This window comes from Roseomonas sp. F4, assembly GCF_053891155.1.
In genome coordinates this window covers 98,568-114,207 of record NZ_JBSSHK010000007.1, presented here as the reverse complement: position 1 = coordinate 114,207, position 15,640 = coordinate 98,568, and the positions used below count along the sequence as shown (strand labels likewise).

Sequence of the window (15,640 nt, the reverse complement as noted above, 5' to 3'; positions counted from 1 at the left end):
CCATGGACGAGTTGAGCGACCGTCGCTTCCGGCAGGTCGCCGGGTTGATCGAGCAGCAGGTCGGCATCCGCCTGCCCGGGGCCAAGCGCACCATGGTGGAAGGCCGGCTGCGCAAGCGCGCGCGCAGCCTCGGCCTCGGCGGGGTCGATGCCTATTGCAAGGCCTTGTTCGAGGACGGGCTGCTGGAGACGGAATACCAGCACGTCGTCGATCTGGTCACCACCAACAAGACCGACTTCTTCCGCGAGCCGGAGCATTTCACCTTCCTGGAACAGCAGGCGGTGCCGCGGCTGCTGCAGGGCCGCAGCCGTTCCGACCGGAAGCTGAAGATCTGGAGCGCCGCCAGCTCCACGGGCGCGGAGGCCTATACCATCGCCATGGTGCTGGCGGAGATGGCCCACAGCACCACGCCCAGCTTCAGCTTCCACATCCTCGGCACCGACATCTCGACCCAGGTGGTGGAAACGGCGCGGCGCGCCATCTATCCCGAGGATCTGCTGCATCCGGTGCCGATGGAGATGCGCCGCCGCTACACGCTGCGGCATCGCGATCCGTCGCGCCGTGAGTTGCGGATCGCACCGGAACTGCGCGCCGTGACCAGCTTTCGCCATCTGAACCTGATGGATGCGCGCTATCCGGTCGATCACGACGTGGACGTGATCTTCTGTCGCAACGTGCTGATCTATTTCGACCGGCCGACGCAGCATGCGGTGCTCACGCGGCTGTGCAGCCATCTGCGTCCCGGCGGCTTCCTGCTGGTCGGCCATTCGGAAACCGCGGCCGGCAATGGCCTGTCCGGGATGCGCCCCGTCGTCTCCACCATCTGGCAGCGCGAGGAGGAAGGTGCATGACGCGCCTGTCTGGCCGCCCCATCCGTGTGCTCGTCGTCGATGACAGCGCCGCTGTCCGCGCCGCGCTCAGCCGTATCATCGAGGAGGCGCCGGATATCGAGCTGATGGGCACGGCCTCCGACCCTTTCGTCGCCGCGCAGCGCATCCAGCAGGAAGTGCCGGATGTCATGATCCTGGACATCGAGATGCCGCGCATGGATGGCATCACCTTCCTGCGCCGCATCATGGCGCAGCGGCCGATCCCGGTGGTCATCTGCTCCTCCCTCGCGGAAGGCCGGTCGGAGACGCTGTTGCAGGCGCTGGATGCCGGCGCGGTGGAGGTCATCGCCAAGCCGCGCGTGGACAGCGCGCAGTTCCTGAAGGAATCCGCCGTGCGCGTCTGTGACGCGATACGCGCCGCGTCGCGCGTGCGGCCGGGGCGGCAGGCGGCGCATCTGCCCTCACGCACGGTGGAACGCAAGCTGACCGCGGATGCGGTGCTGCCGCCGCCCACCAGCCGCGCCATGGTGCGCACGACGGATCGGGTTGTCTGCATCGGGGCTTCCACCGGCGGCACGGAATCCCTGGCCGCGGTGCTGACAGCGCTGCCGGTGGACTGCCCCGGCATCGTCATCGTCCAGCACATGCCGGAACGCTTTACCGCCGCCTTCGCCCGCCGCCTGGACGGGCTGTGCCGGATCGATGTGAAGGAAGCCGAGGATGGCGATGCGGTGCTGCCGGGCCGCGCGCTGATCGCCCCCGGCAATCGCCATATGCTGCTGCATCGCAGCGGCGCGCGATATTGCGTGGCCATCAAGGACGGCCCACTGGTGTCCCGCCACCGCCCCTCCGTCGATGTGCTGTTCCGTTCCGCCGCGCAATATGCCGGGCCCAACGCCGTGGGCTTCATCATGACCGGCATGGGCGACGACGGCGCGCGCGGGCTACTGGAGATGCGCAAGGCCGGCGCCACCACCTTCGCCCAGGATGAGGAAAGCTGCGTCGTCTTCGGCATGCCGAAGGAAGCGATCGCGCTGGGCGGGGCGGAACGCATCATCCCGCTGGACCGCATCCCCATCTCCATTGCGGATATCCGCCAATGGCCCTGAGAATTCCCGCACTGCGCGCGCTGCGCCACCGGCTGGACGAAGCCTTCGCGCCGGTCGATGCGGAGATTCTCGCCGCCGGCGACCGGCTGGGCCAGGCGGTGACGCGGCTGAATGACATCAATGCCAGCTTCGAAGGGCTGCGGCAGACACTGGATGGGGAGGCGGTCGGCGCCGCCGCCGCCATGCTGGGCGAGGCCGCCGGCGCGATGCGGGTGCTGGCGGAGCAACTGCGGCAGGAAGGGGCGGCCTTATCGGTCCTGAACGTCAAGCTCGGCGAGGTCGGCACCTGCATCGGGGCGCTGGCGCGGGTCAATCGCGGCCTGTCGGTGCTGTCGGTGAACTCCGCCATTTCCAGCAGCAGCATCATCGACACCAGCCGCGACCTCAGCAGCTTCGCAGAGGAGATCCGTGCGCTGATGGAGATCTCGGCCGGTGCGGTGCGGCGCTATGAACAGTCGCATGCGGCGGCACTGACGGAGTTGCGCCGCGTCTCCGCCGCCCAGGCCGATTTCACCCGCCAGCATGGCGCCTTGCTGGGTGGGGTGGCGGAGCGGATCACGACCAGCCTCGGCCACGTCGCGACCCGGCGCCGGCAGGCCATGCAGGCGGCCGCCGCGGTCCAGGAACGGGGGCAGTCCATCGTCGGCGCGGTCGGCGATACCGTCTCGGCCCTGCAGGTCGGCGATGCGACGCGTCAGCGGATTGAACATGTGGTGGATGCGCTCGGCCTGCTGGCGGAGGGGCTGGGTGGCGCCCCCCTGCCCTGGTGCGTCGGGCTGGAACCGCCGGAACGCGACGCCCTGGCCGCACGCGCGGCCGCGATGCAGGCGGCGCAGCTGCGCGACACGGGCGAAGCCCTGTCCGCCGAGATCGTCCGCATCTCCGCCGCCCTGGCGCGGCTTGGGGAGCAGGCGCATGGCATGGTCGGGACCGGGGAGACGGTGTTCGGCGGCAAGGGGGATGGCTCCTTCCTCACCACCATGCAGCGCGATCTGCATGAGGCGACGGCGCTGCTGGGCGAATGCCATGCGCGGCGGCGGCAGGTGGATGTCGCAATGGCCGGAATCGACGACATGGTGCGCGGGCTGCTGGCCGGCCTCGCCGCGATCCGCGAGATCGAGACGGATATGCGCCTGGCCGGGCTGAACGCCGCCTTCAAATGCGCCCGGCTCGGCGAGAAGGGCCGCGCCCTGGCGGCGATCACGCGCGAATTGCGCAGCCATGCCTGGCAGATGGCGGAAGGCGTGGCAGCGCTGTCGGTGGCGCTGGAGGCGGCCCTGGCGGCGGGCGACAGCATCATGGCGGCCGGCGGCGCGGGCCAGGCCGGCACCCTGGAAGCCACCCTGGCGGCCATGCAGCAGGGCCTTGCCGGCCTGCAGGCGGCCGGCGGCGACATGGATGACGCGATCGCACGGCTGCGGCAGGATGGCAGCCAAGTCGCCGATGTGCTGACCGGCATATCGGCCGGCCTGGACGGCGCCGGGTCGCTTTCCGGGCTGCTGGACGATGTGGCGGCGGAGGTGGAGGCTTTGCCGTCGCCGGAAGCGCCGATGGCCAGCGCCGAGCTGCTGCGCGAACGCCTCGGTCTGGTGAACGCCGTGCCCTACACCATGGCGCGGGAGCGAGAGATCGCCCGCGACTTCGGCGCGGAGCTGGAGGAACCTGTGGTGGCGGAGGCCGCGCTGGACGACATTCTGTTCTGAACGCCGCCGGGGCGGAGGACGGGGCGCCGCGCCGTCAGGGCGCGCCGCCGGTCATGCGGGCGAAGACCTGGCGATCCCGGTTCTCCTGCATCAGCATGGTGAAGCCGGTGATGCTGTCCAGCCCGAGGCCGATGGGCAGGCCGGTATCCGGGTCCGGCTGGATGTCGCCATAGGCGGCGCCGGTCATTTTTTCCCACTTCCCGGCGGGTTTCTTGACCTCGACATGCACCACGGTGGTCTTCAGCACCAGCCGCACGATCGCCTCCTTCGGCGAACGGGGCTTGGTCAGGCTGGGGTAGCCGGCCAGCATCTGCCAGCCATTCGCCAGGGCCCAGCGGGTCAGTTCATCCTTGTCCATGCCACCACGCCTCCGTTGTCCGTCCCCGAGGCTATGGGCGCGCGGCGGGGCGGCTGGCAACAGTGGGTCGCAAAATCGGTTTCAGTGGCGGGGTTGCGGCGCGCGGCGTCTCTGGTAAATACCCCGCCTTGCGCAGGACGGGTGGCCGAGTGGTCGATGGCGCACGCCTGGAAAGTGTGTAGACGTGAAAGCGTCTCGTGGGTTCGAATCCCACCTCGTCCGCCAGTTTCGCTCTGGTTCGCACCGCTACGCTGCTTTTCGCTCAGGCTCGCGCAGCCTCGCGGCGAAGCCGAGCAGGAACCTACGCAAAGCCATCCAACTGAGCGCCCCTCCTTCGCTCATGAGGGTCACAGTGGCTAGTTTGCTCATGACGAATACCCTAGGCAGCCCAACCGGCAGTGATCGGGTTTGGGCTGTCTACCTTGGCCCTTGTGCGGCAAGCGTTGGGGGAGGCCATAGCATTTGCACAGATGCAGAGTTCTAATTTTGTTCTTGACTATTTTCCTATGATGCAGGATGCGTCTTCGAACACGGAGACCTCTCATGGGCGGGCTGTCATCTGTTGCAATTCCAGACCGCGCGGCAGCTACCCAAAGCTCCCCAGCGCTCGCCAGAAGACCGCTTCTCGGTACCGACCCACCCTCACGCAGCGCGTCGACACGTCGTGGCATCGGGAGCGAGGCCGGCATTGTAAATGTGCGGAGCTACGTCAGAACGGTAGACGGCAAACCCGTGACCGTCTCTGCCCACACGCGCGCTGATCCCCGGGGCGGGGACAACGAAGATCTGGATGTAGCCATCGCCGAAGGCGGCGAGGCGGACCGCTACATCGCCGTTGCCTACAGAAGAAGCGCTGCATGCGACGGGCAGCTTGTGCGCGATCAAAGGTCTGCGATGCCATGGCCACACCCGGTGTGAGGCGGTCTTGCTGGGCCAGCGCCATGGAACGTTATGCGCAATGTGGTCGCGGTGCCTACATCCCACCGCTCGTAATCGGGAGTAGCTCAAGATGGTTGGCATTCCAGCGGACGATCTCACGGAAATCATCGCCTCCAGGGTCATGGAGGTAGATGGCAAGCCACAGTTCCACGTCAGGATTGGCCGCCCGAAGCTTGCGCCAGAGGGTAGATCCTGGTTCTGCGCCTATGAAATTGTCGGACCGCTGACAAACCGCAGGGGGCGATTTGGCGGTGAGGATGCCATGCAGGCGCTGGTGAACGCGATCTACTGCATTTCCGTTGACGTGGAGATTTGTGCAGAGAACGCGCAGGGCAGGTTGTCCTGGTTTGGGGACTTCAAGGATTTCGGGCTGCCCTCGCCACCGATACGCTCCGAAGGAGAGGTCAGCGGGCCGAAGTGATCCATCGCCGTCTGTCGGGTCGCCCCGGCATCCGACAGCGGGCCGATAGGTTTGCAGAGACCGTCGATTTCCGGCTCGTCTCGCACCGCCAGCTGATTTTCCGATCCCGCCCATGTCTCCGCGAAGCTTCCCAGTTCTGCTCGCCTGAACAAGGCGTCGGGCATCCGCGTGCCCATCGGCCATCAGCTGCTGGGCGCGGCGGAAGCGCAGTTCATCAGCAAGACGGAATTACCCGCGCGGGTCGAGCGTGCCCGCGCTGATCGCCATCGAGTCAGGGCAGCGTCTGCAACTGGCTTTCGACCACGCGGCGCCAGGGCGCTTCCGGCGGCGCCTCGGCCAGCAAGGCCTGCCAGATGCGGCGGGCATTCTCGGCGCGTCCGGCCCGGGCCTCGGCGAGGCCGGACAGAAAGCGCAGGCGCGGCTCCTGCGGCGATGAACCGAGGGCGCGGGCGATCAGCGCGGCAGCGGCATCCGTCTCGCCGCGCTCGATCTCCAGCTCCGCCAGGTCGCCGGCCAGCTCGCTGTCGAAGCGGGCCTCCAGCGCGGTGCGATAGGCGGCGGCGGCCTCGGCCAGCCGGCCGCGGGATCGTTCGGCATTGCCGAGCAGGATACGGCCCTGCCGGCCGACATCGCTGGCCGGGTCGAGGGCGGCGACGCGGCTGCGCAGCGTCTCCAGCATCCGGTCCTCGGCCTCCGCCATGCGCTGGCGCTCGACGAAGGGCACCGCCGGCATGTCGGGCGTGCCGCGCACCAGATAGAGGCCCAGCGCCGCGGCCGGCAGCAGGAAGATCAGCGCGGCGAGCAGTGCGGGGGTGCGGCCGGGCCGGATATCGGAGGCATCGGCGGCGCCCGGCGCCGCCAGAATGCGGCGCTGCACCTCCAGCTTCGCGGCGTGATACTGCGCCGGGTCGAGGCGACCCGACTCCGCCTCCCGCGCCAGTTCCGCGAGCTGGGACTGGTACAAGGCAAGGTCCGCCTCGGCGCGACCGCGCAGCCGGGCGGGGCGGATCAGCGCATAGGCGAGCGGCGCCAGGGCCAGCACCGCCAGCCCGCCGAGCAGAAGCCAGATCACGCCTTGGTTCCGTCCCTGTTCTCGATCCCCGCCTCGATCGCGGCGAGGCGTCGCTGTTCCTCCGCGCTCAGCGGCGCGGCGAGTGGTGGCGCGGTGCTGCCGCGGCGGGCCAGCAGGATCAGCCCGAAGCCCGCCAGCAGCGCCACCAGCGGCGTCGCCCAGAGGATCAGCGTGTTCCAGGCGAAGGGCGGCCGCAGCAGCACGAAATCGCCGTAGCGGGCATGCAGGAAGGACTTCACCTCGGCGTCGCTGTCGCCGGCGGTGATGCGTTCCCGCACCAGCAGACGAAGGTCGCGGGCCAGGCCGACCTCGCTGTCCTCGATCGACTGATTCTGGCAGACCATGCAGCGGATTTCGTAGCCCAGCGCCCGAGCCCGCGCCTCCTGCGCCGGATCAGGCAGCATGTCGGCGGGGTTCGACAGCGCGAAGGCCGAGAAGGGCGCCAACAGCAGCAGCAGACAGGCGAAGCGGGACAACGTCATGCGTGGCGGCGCAGCAGGATGCGCAGGTCCTGTTCCAACACCTCATCGGTGATCGGGCCGGCATAGCGCCAGCGGATCACGCCCTGAGCGTCGAGCAGGTAGCTCTCCGGCACCCCATAGACGCCCCAGTCGATCGCGACGCGGCCCGGCACATCCTGGGCCAGGCGGTGGAAAGGATTGCCGTGACGGCGGATGAACTGGAGGCTGTCGGGCGCCTTGTCCTTATAGGCGATGCCGAACACCGGCACGCCCTCGCGGGACAGCTTCATCAGCTGCGGATGCTCGATGATGCAGGGCACGCACCAGCTCGCCCAGAAATTCACCAGCACCGGCCGGCCAAGCCCGCGCAGATCGGCGGCACCGAAGCTGGCCACGCCGCTCTCCGGCAGCTCGGGCAAGGCAAAATCCGGCGGCCGCTGGCCAATGAGGGCGGAGGGCACGCCGCGCGGGTTGTAGGCGCCCGTGCGCTGGCGCTGCAGCGCCGTATAGAAGCCCACGCCCCCCAGCGCCGCGGCGATGAAGGGGGTGGTCAGCAGCAGCCGGCGGGCGAGCGGCGTCATGCCGGCGCCGCCGCGCGCGCGGCCGCACGGTTGGGGGCGGAAACGCGGACCCGGCGATCGGCGAGCGACAAGCCGCCACCCAGCGCCATGACGGCGGCACCGAGCCAGATCCAGGGAGCCAGGAAATTGTAGTGCAGGCGGATCACGGCGCGGCCGGTCGCGGCCTCCTCCTCCCCCACCACCGCATAGAGGTCGGCAATCAGATTGGTATGGATCGCGACCTCCGTCGTGTTCATGCGGGCGACGGGGAAGTAGCGCCGGGCCGGGCGCATCACCCGCACCTCCGCCCCGTCGCGCAGCAGGGTGATCTGGGCGCGGCGGGCGGTCCAGTTCGGCCCGACCTCGTCGCGGATGGCATCCAGACGCCATTCATAGCCGGCCAGCGTCACCGATTCGCCCGGTGCCATGGAGGCGAGGCGTTCCTGCGCCAGGCCCATCCCGGCAATGCCGGCGGCGGTGATGCCGATGCCGGCATGGGCGATGGCAGCCCCCCAGGCCGCGCGCGGCAGGCCCTTGGCACGGTTCCAGGCATTGCGAGGGTTGGTGCGGAACAGGGCGGTGCGGTCGGCGATATCGGCGAAGGCCGCCCCGATGACCCAGGCGGCGAAGGCGAAGCCCACCGCCGGCAGCACGCGCTGGCCCGACAGCAGCAACACCAGGAAGAAGGCCGCGAAGGCGATCACCGCGCACCACCACAGCTTCATCACAACGGGAAAAAACTGCGCCCGCTTCCAGGGCATCAGCGGCCCCGCCGCCATGGCCAGCAGCAGCGGCACTACCAGCGGGAAGCTGGCGGAATTGAAGAAGGGCGGTCCCACCGAGACCTTGCTGCCGAACAGCGCATCCGCGAACAGCGGCCAAAGCGTGCCGACGAAGACCACCGCCGTGATCGAACAGACCAGCAGGTTGTTCAGCACGATCGCGCCTTCGCGCGACACCGGCGCGAAGACCCCCGTGGGGATCATCGCCCGCGCCCGGAAGGCGAACAGCAGGAAGGCGCCGGCGAGGTAGAACATCAGCAGGCCGAGGATGAACAGCCCGCGCTCCGGGTCATTGGCGAAGGAGTGCACGGAATTCAGCACGCCCGAGCGCACCAGGAAGGTGCCGAGCAGGGACATGCCGAAGGCGATGATGGCCAGCAGGATGGTCCAGGTCTTCAGCGCCTCCCGCTTCTCCACCACGATGGCGGAATGCAGCAGCGCGGTGCCGATCAGCCAGGGCAGAAGCGAGGCGTTCTCGACCGGGTCCCAGAACCAGTAGCCGCCCCAGCCCAGCTCGTAATAGGCCCACCAGGACCCCAGCGCGATGCCGAGCGTCAGGAAGGACCAGGCCGCCAGCGACCAGGGCCGCACCCAGCGGCCCCAGGCGGCGTCCACCCGGCCCTCGATCAGGGCGGCGATGGCGAAGGCGAAGGTGACAGCATAGCCGACATAGCCGAGGTAGAGCAGCGGCGGATGCATCGCCAGCCCGATATCCTGCAGGATCGGGTTCAGCCCCTGCCCATCCGGCGCCGGCGGCCAGATTCTCTCAAACGGGTTCGACGTCCGGATCGTGAAGGCGAGGAAGCCCACCGAGATCAGCCCCAGCACGCCCAGCACCCGCGCCCGCAAAGCGGTCGGCAATTCCCGCCCGAAGGCCGAAACCGCGGCGCCACAAAAACCCAAAATCATGATCCAGAGCAGCAGGGAGCCCTCGTGATTCCCCCATGTGCCGGTGATCTTGTACAGCATCGGCTTGGCCGAATGGCTGTTCTGCACGACATTCGCCACGGTCGTGTCGTTGATGGCGTAGGAATACATCAGGCAGCCAAAGGCCGCCGCGATGGCCAGGCACTGGCCCAGCGCCAGCGGCGCGCCGACGGCCATCATCCGGCCATTGCGCATCTCCGCCCCCAGCAGCGGCAGGATCGCTTGGGCCAACGCCAGCACAAGGGCCAGCGCCAGGGCGAAATGACCAAGTTCCGCGATCATGAGCCGCGATCCACCCGGCCGGGGGACAAGGTGTTCCAGGTGGCGGCCGGCGGTGGCGTGCCCTGTTCGGGCTGCCAATGGCCGGCGCGCTTCAGCGCATCCGCGACCTCGGGCGGCATATAGGTCTCGTCATGCCGGGCCAGCACCTCTGTCGCGCGGAACTGGCCGTCCAGCCCGTAGCGCCCGGCGGTGACCACGCCCTGCCCTTCCCGGAACAGGTCCGGCAGCACACCCTGATAGGTCACCGGAATGGCATGGGCGCCATCGGTCACCCGGAAGCGCACGGTCGGCCGCTCCCCGGTTCGCCCTTCCTCCCGCACCACGCTGCCCGCCTCGACCAGCCCGCCGAGCCGAAAGCTGCGCTCGGGCGTCGGCCGTTCCGCCATGATGTCGGAGGGGGAGCGGAAGAAGACGATATTGTCCTGGAAGGCCGTCAGGGTCAGCGCGGTGGCGCTGCCCACCCCGATGGCGCAGAGCAGCAGAATCCAGAGGCGCCGGCGCTTGCGGGTCATGTCTCTCTCTCACCCCGGGGATCGAGGCGCTTCAGCTTCGCCACCGCCTGGCGTTGCCGCAGCACCGCCGAGATGGCGAGCACGGCGAAAACCACCAGGGTGCCGCCCCAGGATAGCGCGATATGGGCCCAGTGCATTGTCATGGATCAAGCCCCTAGGCTGGCACATCGGCGCGGCGGGCACGGGCCGTTTCCAGCGCCCGGATGCGGCGTTCCATCACCGCGGCCCGCGTCCGCGCCAGCACCACCGCGCCGAAGATCAGCGAAAAGCCGATGGCGCAGACCAGCAACGGATACAGCATGGAGACATGCATGCCCGGCGCATCCAGCCGGGTGACGCTGGCCGGCTGGTGCAGCGTGTTCCACCAGTCGACGGAGAATTTCACGATCGGCAGGTTCACCAGCCCGACCAGGGCCAGGATGGCGCCAGCCCGGGCGCCGCGTTCCGCCTCGTCGAAGGCGCGCACCAGCGCGGCATGGCCGAGCCAGAGGAAGAACAGCACAAGCACGCTGGTCAGCCGCGCATCCCAGACCCACCAGGTGCCCCACATCGGCTTGCCCCAGAGGCTGCCGGTGGCGAGGCAGAGCGCGGTGACCGCGGCGCCGACCGGCGACAGCTCCCGCGCCGCCAGATCCGCCAGCGGGTGCCGCCAGATCAGCGACATCAGGGACAGGATGCCCAGGCCGAGATAACCGCCCATGGCCAGCCAGGCCATCGGCACATGGACGAACATGATCCGGACCGTTTCGCCTTGCTGCCAATCCGCCGGCGCGAAGCCCAGCGCCCAGATGGTGCCCCAGGCCGTGACGCCCAGCGCGGCCGCCCAGAGCCAGGGCATGAGCCGCCCGGTCATCCGCAGGAAGCGCCCGGGATTGGCGAAGCGATGCAGGGACCGCGCACCGGAAGCGCCGGACTGGGCGGTCTGCGGGCCCGGCTTGGCGGGCGGTGTCAGGGTTCTGGCGTCCACATCCCTACACTAGGGCGGCTTCGCGCCGGATTGAAGCCGGAGCCGGAGGGCGTTACGTCCTTTCTGCCGATCCTGGCCGGGAGAGACTTCATGCTGTTCGCCATCAGCTGCACCGACAAGCCGAATTCCCTGGAACTGCGCCTGGCCACCCGGCCGACGCATCTGGAATACCTGAAGTCCAAGATGGCCGGCTTCGTGGTGGTCGGCCCGGTGCTGGACGCCGAGGGCAAGCCCTGCGGCAGCCTGCTGGTGGTGGAAGCCGCCGACCAGGCGGAAGCCGAGGCCCTGGCCGCCGGCGACCCCTATGCCAAGGCCGGCCTGTTCGAGACGGTGACGATCCGTCCCTTCCGCATGGTCTTCAAGGACGGGGCGATGGTGTGATGGCCGCTTCCCGCCAGTACTGGCTGGTGAAGTCGGAGCCGGACGCCTTTTCCTGGGACCAGCAGGTGGCGAACGGCATCGAGCCTTGGACCGGGGTGCGCAACCACATGGCCAAGGCGAACCTCGCCGCCATGAAGAAGGGCGACCTGGCCTTCTTCTACCACTCCAACATCGGCAAGGAGATTGTCGGTGTGGTGGAGGTGGCGAAGGAGGCCTATCCCGATCCCAGCGTGGAACCCGGCACCAAGGGCAGCTGGGTCTGCGTCGACATGAAGGCGCTGGGGCCGATGCCGAAGCCGGTGACGCTGGCCGAGATCAAGGCCGATCCGGGTTTTGCCGAACTGGCCCTGGTGCGGATGTCGCGGCTTTCGGTCATGCCGGTCTCGGCCGAGCACTGGAAGAAGCTGTGCAAGCTCGGCGGCTGGAAGGGGAAGTAGGGGATGCGGCTGGAAGGTTCCTGCCACTGCCAAAAGGTCCGCTTCCGCCTGGAAAGCGCGCATCCCTACCCCTATCAGCGCTGCTACTGCTCCATCTGCCGCAAGACCCAGGGGGGTGGCGGCTTCGCCATCAACCTGTCCGGCGATGCGGCGACGCTGAAGGTGCGGGGTGCCAAGCACCTGAAGGTCTACCAGGCCCGGCTGCGCGAACCGGGCCAGCGCGCCCGCAAAAGCCCTGGCCAGCGGCATTTCTGCGGCGAATGCGGCAGCGCGCTGTGGCTGTTCGACCCGCGCTGGCCGGAGCTGGTGCACCCCTTCGCCTCAGCCATCGACACCAAACTGCCGGTGCCGCCGGAACACACCCACCTGCTGCTCGGCTCCAAGGCGAATTGGGTGGAGCCCTGCTTCGCCAAGGGTGACCGGCGCCACAAGGACTATCCGAAGGAAAGCATCGCCGACTGGCATGCGCGGCTGGGGCTGGAAAAGTAATGAGCGACGTGGCGGCCGATGAACGGGTGCTGTGCTTTCTGGAGGACATCCCGGACGGCGAAAGCCGCGGATTCGGCCCGGTGGCCGGCGCCTTTACCGGGCTGTTCGCGGTGCGGCGGGGCCCAAAAATCTTTGTCTATGTGAATTCCTGCCCGCATGTCGGCCTGCCGCTGGACCCGGCGCCGCACCGCTTCCTGGACGCCAAGCGCAGCGCCATCATCTGCGCGGCCCATGGCGCGCGGTTCCGGATCGAGGATGGCGAATGCACCTCCGGCCCCTGCTATGGCGAGAGCCTGGAGGCAGTGCCGGCGCGGGTCGATGCCGCGGGGCGGGTGATCGTGCCGGCCGAGGCGGGGCTATAGGCGCGGCCCCAGCGCGAAACGCAAAGCGCGGTTGATGGCCAGCGGCAGCACGGACATATGCGTCTCCTCCGGCAGTTCCTCGGCCCGCGCCTCCATCGGCAGGGCGGCGAGCCGCGCCGCCATCTCCCGCGCGTAAGCCATGTGCCGGCCCCGATCGAGCCGTGCCTGCCGCGCCTCGGCATCGGGACGGGATTGCTGGAAGGGGGCGAGGCGCGTCTCGTATTCGCCCACCGCCATATATAGCCGCGGGTTGCCGCGCTCGGCGGCCGGCAGGGCGGCAAAGCGTCGTTCGGTGGCGAGCAGCGCCGCATCCTCCCAGTAGATCGTGGGGCTGATGGCGATCCAGGCGGCGAAGGCCTGGGGCCGCGTGAACAGGGCGTGCAGCACGAACAGCCCTCCGAAGGAATGGCCGAAGATCGCCTGCCGCGCCGGGTCGATCGGGGCGCGGGCGGCGATGGCGGGCTTCAGCTCCGCCTCGATGAATTCCAGGAACAGGTCGGCCCCGCCGGTGCGCACCTCCGGCCCGCCGGGCGTATGCGGCGGGAAGCTGCGGCCGGGGGGCGGGGAATAATCCCAGGACCGGCGGACGCTGTCATAGGGCGCCTCGGTCGGATAGCCGATGCCGACCAGCACGGCATTGGCTATCCCGGTGCCGGCCGGATAGCCGGCCTGCACCCGCAGCGCATCGACTGCGATGCCCATCACTGCATTGGCGTCCAGCAGATACAGCACCGGCCAGCCGGCCTCCGGCGCCGGGCCGGCGGGGCGGTGCAGGAAGATGCGCCAAGGCGGGCCGCCGGCGCGCGGCGCCAGGTCGAACTGCACGGTGCCGGGCAGAACCATCGGCTGCTCCGCCTGCGCCCGCGCCAGGGCCAGCGCTGCCAGGGCGCCGAGCAGCCCGAAACCCACGCGTCGTGTGAGCATCAGAAGCGATAGCCCAGCCGCGCCAGCACCGTGCGCCCGGCGACGTGGTAGCAGATGCCCGGCTGGCAGTTATAGGCCTCGCGATCCGTCAGATTGGTGCCGTTCAGCGACAGGCGCCACCGGCCGATATCGTAGCGCACCGCCGCATCGAGCATGACATAGTCGCTATTCTCCGCGGTATTGGCCGTGTCCCGGTAGCTCGGTCCGTTGTAGCGAATGCCGCCGCCGAAACTGACGCCAGAAAGCGGCCCCTCCGGCATGCGGTAATCGGCCCAGAGCGTTGCCAGGACTTCCGGGATGCCGACCGGCCGCTTGCCGAGGTCGGCACCATTGCTCTTCGTCACCTCCACATCCTGCCAGGTGGCGGAGGCCAGTACGCGCAGCTGGTTGTTCACCGCGAACTGCGCCTCCAGCTCCACGCCGCGGGAGCGTTGCTCGCCGGTCTGGACGGAGAAGTTGCGGTTCACCGGGTCCGTCGTCGTGCCGTTCTGCACGGTGATCTCGAAGCCGGAGGCGGTGAACATGTGCTCCGTGCCCGGTGGCTGGTAGCGCAACCCGGCCTCGATCTGCGTCGCCTCGGTCGGCACGAAGGGCGTGCCCAGCCGGTCCACACCGAGCGTCGGCAGGAAGCTCTCGGCATAGTTCACGTAAGGCGCGATGCCATTGGGAAACAGATGCACCAGCCCCATGCGCCCGGTGAAGGCGTTCGGCGTCTGGGTGGTGGCCGTGCCGGTCACGCGGTTTTCGGATTCCGTCTCCGTCCAGTCCTGCCGCGCGCCCATGGTCAGCACCCAGCGTTCGCCGAACCGGATCTGGTCCTGCGCATAAACGCCGATCTGGTGCTGGGTCTGTGTGCTGCGGGTGGAGAAGGCGGCGCGCGGCACGAAGATGCCATAGACCGGGTTGGCGAGGTTCAGCGACGGCGCGGCGCCATAGCCGATGTTGAAGTCGGAGGTGGTGTACTGATAGTCGAGCCCCGCCAGCAGCGTGTGGCGCAGCGGCCCGGTGGCGAAGCGCAGCTCCGCCTGATTGTCGACGGTGACATTCTCCAGGCTCTCCTCAAGGAAGGCGCTGGCGCGGGAGACGGTGAGGCCATCGGCGCTGGTGCCGGTGCCGTAGAGATAGGCGGAGGTCAGCGTCGCCTGGCCGTAGCGCAGGTTCTGCCGCAGCGACAGCGCCTCCGACACCCGGTGGTCCAGGCGATAGCCGATCTGGTACTGGCGCTGGTCGAAGCGGGCGAAATTCGGGTCGTCGGTGCGGATATTGGTCGGCGTGCCATCGGGCCGCGTGTAGTAGCCGGCGCTCGCCACGCCGCGGTCATCCAGGATGGAGGAGAGGATGGTCAGGCTGGTGTTCTCGGTCGGCCGCCAGGTCAGGGCCGGGGCCAGGTAGAAGCGGTCGTCGCGGCCACGCGGGATTTCCGAATCGCTGTCCCGCACAACGCCGGTCACCCGGTACTGGAAGCGCGGATCGCCGGCGATCGGACCGGTGCTGTCGAATTCCGTCTGGTAGCGCGAATGATTGCCGACCGAGACCGCCACCTCATTCGAAGGTGTGGCGGAGGGCATGCGGCTTACGCGATCGATCAGCCCACCGGCCGGCGCCTGGCCGTAGAGCACGGAGGAGGGGCCGCGCAGGATCACCAGCCGGTCCAGCCCATAGGGTTCCGTGCGGAAGCCGATCAGCCCGGGGCTGAAACTCTGCCGCATCCCGTCGCGGTAGTCGCCCAGCGTGGTCGCCGCGAAGCCGCGGATGTAGATCTGGTCGAAGCGCGGGTCGAAGCCGAAGACGCCGGTGGTGATGCCGGCATTGTAGCGCACCGCCTCCGGCAGGCTCTGCGCGCCGGTCGCCTCGATCAGGTCGCGGGTGACGACGGAGACGGATTGCGGGCTTTCGATGATCCGCGTGTCGGTCTTGGTGGCCGCGGTGCTGGAGGTGGCGCCGAGCGGCCGGTCGCCGGGGGCGGAGACGCCGATGCGCGGCAGGGTGGCGCTGGGCTGGGCAGGACCTTCTTCAGCCGCCGGCACGCTCTGGGCCAGGGCGGCCCCCGGCAAGGCGAACATCAGGGCCAGGGTCGCGGCGTAGCGTGGCGGACGAGGGCGGAAGGGGTGAGGCATTCTGGGT

18 protein-coding genes and 1 tRNA gene are annotated in these 15,640 nt (G+C 68.9%); 9 read left to right on the top strand and 10 right to left on the bottom strand.

Annotated features, from left to right (window positions below):
- The first annotated feature begins 2 nt into the window (after positions 1–2).
- Genes ACVFYP_RS26120 through ACVFYP_RS26110 form a run of 3 tightly spaced genes read left to right on the top strand, consistent with a single transcriptional unit; the run spans position 3 to position 3,642 of the window.
- Positions 3–851, top strand: a complete 849-nt coding sequence (locus ACVFYP_RS26120) for a CheR family methyltransferase (RefSeq protein WP_499203111.1) — start codon at positions 3–5, stop codon at positions 849–851.
- Positions 848–1,939, top strand: coding sequence for a protein-glutamate methylesterase/protein-glutamine glutaminase (locus tag ACVFYP_RS26115; RefSeq protein ID WP_499203110.1), 1,092 nt, complete (start codon positions 848–850; stop codon positions 1,937–1,939). The genes ACVFYP_RS26120 and ACVFYP_RS26115 overlap by 4 nt, the downstream gene beginning before the upstream one ends.
- Positions 1,930–3,642, top strand: coding sequence for a hypothetical protein (locus ACVFYP_RS26110; protein WP_499203109.1), 1,713 nt, complete (start codon positions 1,930–1,932; stop codon positions 3,640–3,642). The genes ACVFYP_RS26115 and ACVFYP_RS26110 overlap by 10 nt, the downstream gene beginning before the upstream one ends.
- Positions 3,643–3,676: 34 nt before the next feature.
- Here the strand turns inward: ACVFYP_RS26110 and ACVFYP_RS26105 are convergent, their stop codons facing one another.
- Positions 3,677–4,000 (bottom strand): hypothetical protein, encoded by a 324-nt coding sequence (locus tag ACVFYP_RS26105; protein WP_499203108.1) that lies wholly within the window; start codon positions 3,998–4,000, stop codon positions 3,677–3,679.
- Between the two features lie 135 nt (positions 4,001–4,135).
- On the opposite strand from ACVFYP_RS26105, the gene ACVFYP_RS26100 reads away from it, so the two are divergent.
- A tRNA-Ser gene (locus ACVFYP_RS26100) sits at positions 4,136–4,225 on the top strand.
- A gap of 784 nt (positions 4,226–5,009) precedes the next feature.
- Positions 5,010–5,360: a DUF6968 family protein gene (locus tag ACVFYP_RS26095; RefSeq protein ID WP_216873967.1), complete on the top strand. Its 351-nt coding sequence runs from the start codon at positions 5,010–5,012 to the stop codon at positions 5,358–5,360.
- A 271-nt stretch (positions 5,361–5,631) separates the two neighbouring features.
- Here the strand turns inward: ACVFYP_RS26095 and ccmI are convergent, their stop codons facing one another.
- Genes ccmI through ACVFYP_RS26060 form a run of 7 tightly spaced genes read right to left on the bottom strand, consistent with a single transcriptional unit; the run spans position 5,632 to position 10,845 of the window.
- Positions 5,632–6,432 carry a c-type cytochrome biogenesis protein CcmI gene (gene ccmI / locus ACVFYP_RS26090; protein WP_499203107.1) on the bottom strand — a complete coding sequence of 267 codons (801 nt, stop codon included), beginning with the start codon at positions 6,430–6,432 and terminating at the stop codon, positions 5,632–5,634.
- Positions 6,429–6,914, bottom strand: a complete 486-nt coding sequence (locus ACVFYP_RS26085; RefSeq protein WP_499203106.1) for a cytochrome c-type biogenesis protein — start codon at positions 6,912–6,914, stop codon at positions 6,429–6,431. The genes ccmI and ACVFYP_RS26085 overlap by 4 nt, the downstream gene beginning before the upstream one ends.
- Positions 6,911–7,474 (bottom strand): DsbE family thiol:disulfide interchange protein, encoded by a 564-nt coding sequence (locus ACVFYP_RS26080; protein WP_499203105.1) that lies wholly within the window; start codon positions 7,472–7,474, stop codon positions 6,911–6,913. Before ACVFYP_RS26080 ends, ACVFYP_RS26085 begins: the two co-directional genes overlap by 4 nt.
- Complete coding sequence (locus ACVFYP_RS26075; RefSeq protein WP_499203104.1) at positions 7,471–9,444, bottom strand: heme lyase CcmF/NrfE family subunit; 1,974 nt, start codon at positions 9,442–9,444, stop codon at positions 7,471–7,473. The genes ACVFYP_RS26080 and ACVFYP_RS26075 overlap by 4 nt, the downstream gene beginning before the upstream one ends.
- Positions 9,441–9,956, bottom strand: a complete 516-nt coding sequence (gene ccmE, locus ACVFYP_RS26070; RefSeq protein ID WP_499203103.1) for a cytochrome c maturation protein CcmE — start codon at positions 9,954–9,956, stop codon at positions 9,441–9,443. The genes ACVFYP_RS26075 and ccmE overlap by 4 nt, the downstream gene beginning before the upstream one ends.
- Positions 9,953–10,099: a heme exporter protein CcmD gene (ccmD, locus tag ACVFYP_RS26065; RefSeq protein WP_499203102.1), complete on the bottom strand. Its 147-nt coding sequence runs from the start codon at positions 10,097–10,099 to the stop codon at positions 9,953–9,955. The genes ccmE and ccmD overlap by 4 nt, the downstream gene beginning before the upstream one ends.
- 11 nt (positions 10,100–10,110) lie before the next feature.
- Positions 10,111–10,845: a heme ABC transporter permease gene (locus ACVFYP_RS26060; protein ID WP_499203238.1), complete on the bottom strand. Its 735-nt coding sequence runs from the start codon at positions 10,843–10,845 to the stop codon at positions 10,111–10,113.
- 168 nt (positions 10,846–11,013) lie between these two features.
- On the opposite strand from ACVFYP_RS26060, the gene ACVFYP_RS26055 reads away from it, so the two are divergent.
- From ACVFYP_RS26055 to ACVFYP_RS26040, 4 genes are read left to right on the top strand one after another with little or no spacing between them, the layout of a single operon-like run.
- Positions 11,014–11,304, top strand: a complete 291-nt coding sequence (locus ACVFYP_RS26055; protein ID WP_499203101.1) for a YciI family protein — start codon at positions 11,014–11,016, stop codon at positions 11,302–11,304.
- Positions 11,304–11,741 carry an EVE domain-containing protein gene (locus ACVFYP_RS26050; protein WP_499203100.1) on the top strand — a complete coding sequence of 146 codons (438 nt, stop codon included), beginning with the start codon at positions 11,304–11,306 and terminating at the stop codon, positions 11,739–11,741. The genes ACVFYP_RS26055 and ACVFYP_RS26050 overlap by 1 nt, the downstream gene beginning before the upstream one ends.
- Positions 11,742–11,744: 3 nt before the next feature.
- Positions 11,745–12,230: a GFA family protein gene (locus ACVFYP_RS26045; RefSeq protein ID WP_499203099.1), complete on the top strand. Its 486-nt coding sequence runs from the start codon at positions 11,745–11,747 to the stop codon at positions 12,228–12,230.
- On the top strand, positions 12,230–12,592 hold the full coding sequence (locus tag ACVFYP_RS26040) for a Rieske (2Fe-2S) protein (RefSeq protein ID WP_499203098.1): 363 nt from the start codon (positions 12,230–12,232) through the stop codon (positions 12,590–12,592). The genes ACVFYP_RS26045 and ACVFYP_RS26040 overlap by 1 nt, the downstream gene beginning before the upstream one ends.
- On the opposite strand, the gene ACVFYP_RS26035 is transcribed toward ACVFYP_RS26040, so the two are convergent.
- The gene (locus ACVFYP_RS26035) at positions 12,587–13,516 is read right to left on the bottom strand and encodes an alpha/beta hydrolase (protein WP_499203097.1); all 930 of its coding nucleotides are present in this window, start codon (positions 13,514–13,516) and stop codon (positions 12,587–12,589) included. The two genes, ACVFYP_RS26040 and ACVFYP_RS26035, sit on opposite strands and share 6 nt — an antisense overlap.
- Entirely contained in the window at positions 13,516–15,633 is a 2,118-nt protein-coding gene (locus ACVFYP_RS26030; RefSeq protein ID WP_499203096.1) for a TonB-dependent siderophore receptor, read from the bottom strand. The genes ACVFYP_RS26035 and ACVFYP_RS26030 overlap by 1 nt, the downstream gene beginning before the upstream one ends.
- Positions 15,634–15,640: the final 7 nt, after the last annotated feature.

Bases quoted from the DNA above. Each gene is read 5' to 3' on its own strand.
- ACVFYP_RS26035 (WP_499203097.1), bottom strand. From the start codon at position 13,516: ATGCTCACACGACGCGTGGGTTTCGGGCTGCTCGGCGCCCTGGCAGCG.
- ACVFYP_RS26110 (WP_499203109.1), top strand. From the start codon at position 1,930: ATGGCCCTGAGAATTCCCGCACTGCGCGCGCTGCGCCACCGGCTGGAC.
- ACVFYP_RS26045 (WP_499203099.1), top strand. From the start codon at position 11,745: ATGCGGCTGGAAGGTTCCTGCCACTGCCAAAAGGTCCGCTTCCGCCTG.
- ACVFYP_RS26030 (WP_499203096.1), bottom strand. From the start codon at position 15,633: ATGCCTCACCCCTTCCGCCCTCGTCCGCCACGCTACGCCGCGACCCTG.
- ccmE (WP_499203103.1), bottom strand. From the start codon at position 9,956: ATGACCCGCAAGCGCCGGCGCCTCTGGATTCTGCTGCTCTGCGCCATC.
- ACVFYP_RS26050 (WP_499203100.1), top strand. From the start codon at position 11,304: ATGGCCGCTTCCCGCCAGTACTGGCTGGTGAAGTCGGAGCCGGACGCC.
- ACVFYP_RS26085 (WP_499203106.1), bottom strand. From the start codon at position 6,914: ATGACGTTGTCCCGCTTCGCCTGTCTGCTGCTGCTGTTGGCGCCCTTC.
- ACVFYP_RS26105 (WP_499203108.1), bottom strand. From the start codon at position 4,000: ATGGACAAGGATGAACTGACCCGCTGGGCCCTGGCGAATGGCTGGCAG.
- ACVFYP_RS26040 (WP_499203098.1), top strand. From the start codon at position 12,230: ATGAGCGACGTGGCGGCCGATGAACGGGTGCTGTGCTTTCTGGAGGAC.
- ACVFYP_RS26115 (WP_499203110.1), top strand. From the start codon at position 848: ATGACGCGCCTGTCTGGCCGCCCCATCCGTGTGCTCGTCGTCGATGAC.
- ACVFYP_RS26120 (WP_499203111.1), top strand. From the start codon at position 3: ATGGACGAGTTGAGCGACCGTCGCTTCCGGCAGGTCGCCGGGTTGATC.
- ACVFYP_RS26055 (WP_499203101.1), top strand. From the start codon at position 11,014: ATGCTGTTCGCCATCAGCTGCACCGACAAGCCGAATTCCCTGGAACTG.
- ACVFYP_RS26075 (WP_499203104.1), bottom strand. From the start codon at position 9,444: ATGATCGCGGAACTTGGTCATTTCGCCCTGGCGCTGGCCCTTGTGCTG.
- ccmD (WP_499203102.1), bottom strand. From the start codon at position 10,099: ATGACAATGCACTGGGCCCATATCGCGCTATCCTGGGGCGGCACCCTG.
- ACVFYP_RS26095 (WP_216873967.1), top strand. From the start codon at position 5,010: ATGGTTGGCATTCCAGCGGACGATCTCACGGAAATCATCGCCTCCAGG.
- ACVFYP_RS26080 (WP_499203105.1), bottom strand. From the start codon at position 7,474: ATGACGCCGCTCGCCCGCCGGCTGCTGCTGACCACCCCCTTCATCGCC.